The sequence below is a fragment of the Polynucleobacter sp. 39-46-10 genome (assembly GCF_002282275.1).
Genome location: NZ_NCJB01000303.1, coordinates 1 through 2779 on the forward strand (window position 1 = coordinate 1; position 2779 = coordinate 2779).

The 2779-nt window shown below is 46.2% G+C and carries 4 protein-coding genes; 3 read left to right on the top strand and 1 reads right to left on the bottom strand.

Translation table 11 applies throughout. The annotated features are described in order from the left end of the window. Both B7X71_RS14770 and B7X71_RS14775 read left to right on the top strand, forming a co-directional pair. Window positions 1-878: molybdopterin molybdotransferase MoeA (locus B7X71_RS14770; RefSeq protein ID WP_293601218.1), on the top strand; the 878-nt coding region annotated here is incomplete at its 5' end. Between the two features lie 11 nt (window positions 879-889). Further along, window positions 890-1183, top strand: a complete 294-nt coding sequence (locus B7X71_RS14775; RefSeq protein WP_215301529.1) for a hypothetical protein — start codon at window positions 890-892, stop codon at window positions 1181-1183. A 46-nt stretch (window positions 1184-1229) separates the two neighbouring features. Here the strand turns inward: B7X71_RS14775 and B7X71_RS14780 are convergent, their stop codons facing one another. Continuing rightward, complete coding sequence (locus B7X71_RS14780) at window positions 1230-2243, bottom strand: D-glycerate dehydrogenase (protein WP_293601220.1); 1014 nt, start codon at window positions 2241-2243, stop codon at window positions 1230-1232. A gap of 119 nt (window positions 2244-2362) precedes the next feature. Between B7X71_RS14780 and fdxA the strand changes: the two genes are divergently transcribed. Further along, window positions 2363-2686 (top strand): ferredoxin FdxA, encoded by a 324-nt coding sequence (gene fdxA / locus B7X71_RS14785; protein WP_215298290.1) that lies wholly within the window; start codon window positions 2363-2365, stop codon window positions 2684-2686. Window positions 2687-2779: the final 93 nt, after the last annotated feature.

The following is a 2779-nucleotide window of genomic DNA, read 5'->3' on the forward strand; positions in this document are numbered from 1 at the left end:
TGTCATTCAAAGCCAATCGAGTGAAGCGTGGTGAAAACCGACGCTTACGTGGAGAAGACTTACAACAAGGCAAGCCAGCAATTACTGCAGGGCGTTTATTGCGCCCCTCTGATCTCGGTCTTGCTGCCTCCCTTGGCATCTCCGAACTTGCAGTTCATAGAAAGTTAAGGGTAGCCATACTCTCTTCAGGTGATGAATTATGCCCATTGGGACAAACATTAGAAGCTGGCAATATTTACGATAGCAATCGCTATAGCTTGATCGGACTACTCAAGCGTCTTGATCTAGAAATCATTGATTGCGGAATTGTGCGCGATGATCCTGCTTCACTAAAAGCCGCCTTCATAGATGCCGCCTCAAAAGCAGATGTCCTCATCTCTTCTGGCGGGGTCTCAGCTGGGGAAGCAGATTTCACCAAGCAAATCATGCAAGAACTCGGTGATGTAGGTTTTTGGAAAATCGCTATGCGTCCAGGCCGCCCTATGGCTTTTGGGATGCTGAGGCCAATGGATGGATCTAGCCGTAAAACCCTCTTCTTTGGCCTACCTGGAAATCCAGTAGCAGTGATGGTGACTTTCTATCAATTTGTCCGTTCCGCTTTATTGCAACTCAATGGCGCAAGCCAGACTGAGCCACCAATCATGCAGGCGATTGCCGAAGCGCCCATTCGCAAGCGCCCGGGCCGAACAGAGTTTCAACGCGCCATTGTGGTGCGTGGCCCAGACGGAAAGCCTACAGTCACATTAACTGGTAGCCAAGGTGCCGGAATTTTGCGATCCATGAGTGAGGCAAATTGCTTTGTGATTCTGTCTCACGAGCAGGGAAATGTGGCTGCTGGTGACTGGGTAGATGTGGCGCTTTTCGATGGACTGCTTTAAGATTGCACCTCATGAAACTCACCAAAAAAGAAATTGTCTTCCTAGACCCAATGCATACCGCCAAAACTCTGGTTTTGGTTTACCTCTGCTTCTCTGTTCCAATTGTGCTGTTAGCCTTATTTGTGGCATTCATTCGTGATGGTGCGATACCTGGATTTACAGTGCTATCAGCACTGATACTCAATGCCTTACTTGGCTTCGCCCTGCTATGGATTGCGTGCAAGGTCTACAACTGGGTAGCAGGAAAATTTGGTGGGATCGAACTAGCTCTTCGTGAGCTTCCAGAAGAAATTGAAGCCGACTAAATTCTTAGTCGACTTCATTTTTTCAGCTTATTTGATTGTCTCTTACTTAAGCACTCAATACTTCAGTATTAATTAAGCTTGGTGGTTTTTTTCCATCAAGTGCTGCTCGTAAATTTTGCACTGCGAGATCAACCATCGCTCTACGTGTTTTTTCTGTAGCACTAGCAATGTGTGGGGCTAACACAATATTGCTGCACTTGAGTAACTCCGGATGCACTTGAGGCTCACCTTCAAAAACATCTAAGCCTGCCGCAAATATTTTTCCACTTTGTAACGCTTGCGCTAAAGCTGCATCATCCACAATACCGCCGCGAGCAATATTAACCAGGGTTGCAGATGGTTTCATCATGGCGATTTCTGCAGCGCCAATCGTATGATGATTTTGAGCGGTATATGGAAGAACTAGTACAACATGGTCAGCAGTGCGGAGCAATTCTTCTTTAGACACATAAGTAGCGCCGCAGGCTTTTTCATCAGCTTCAGATAAAGGCTTGCGATTGTGGTAGATCACCTTCATCCCAAAACCTAAGGCACGCTTAGCAATACCTTGACCAATACGGCCCATACCGATAATTCCAAGAGTGCTGTGATGTAAATCCATTCCTAATGGGTTAGTCACAATCGACCATTGCCCCCACTTACCAGCTCGCACCCAATGTTCCGATTCCGTAATCCGCCTTGCAGTTGCCATCAACAAAGCAAAGCCAAAATCAGCCGTTGTATCCGTAAGAACATCAGGGGTATTAGAAGCCATGACTCCAGCAGCAGTAATCGCTGGGACATCAAAATTGTTATATCCGACAGAAATATTGGCGACCACCTTCAAATTTTTAGCATCTGAAAGGGCGGAGGCATCAATCCGCTCACTACCTGTTACCAAAGCCCCCTCAACCTCTGAAAGCGCTTTTTTTAGCTCCTCAGGGGTCATTACTTTATCAATCTGGTTAGAGATAACCTCATAGGACTCCTCCAATTTGGCTAGCGCCTCAGGAAATATCGCCCTAGCGACCAAAATCTTGGGTTTGGAGGAAGTTGTGGAGTGATTTGCTGTAGTGTTCATAGCGTAACTTTACCTCATCTAAATTGCGGATTCTGCCTGAAAGATGGGCTGATTCAGCTAAAATTATGTTTTTATAACTTGGCAGTCCATTAGTATGGACTCCTTACAAGTAAACCATCATGACTTACGTTGTTACCGAAGCTTGTATCCGCTGCAAATACACTGATTGCGTTGATGTCTGCCCAGTCGATTGCTTTCGTGAAGGCCCTAACTTTTTAGTAATCGATCCTGATGAGTGCATCGATTGCGCGGTATGTGTACCTGAGTGCCCAGTCAACGCAATTTATGCAGAGGATGATGTGCCAGGTGATCAGCAGGCATTCATCAAACTCAATGCTGAATTGTCACCTGCTTGGACATCAATTACCAAATCCAAAGCTGCACTGCCAGAGGCCGAAGAGTGGAAAGACGTTAAAAATAAACTTGACCAACTGGTAAAGTAAATTGCACTCCCCCATTGAAACCGATGCAGTCATTATTGGCGCCGGTCCGGTGGGGCTCTTCCAAGTCTTCGAGCTTGGACTTCTAGAAATTAA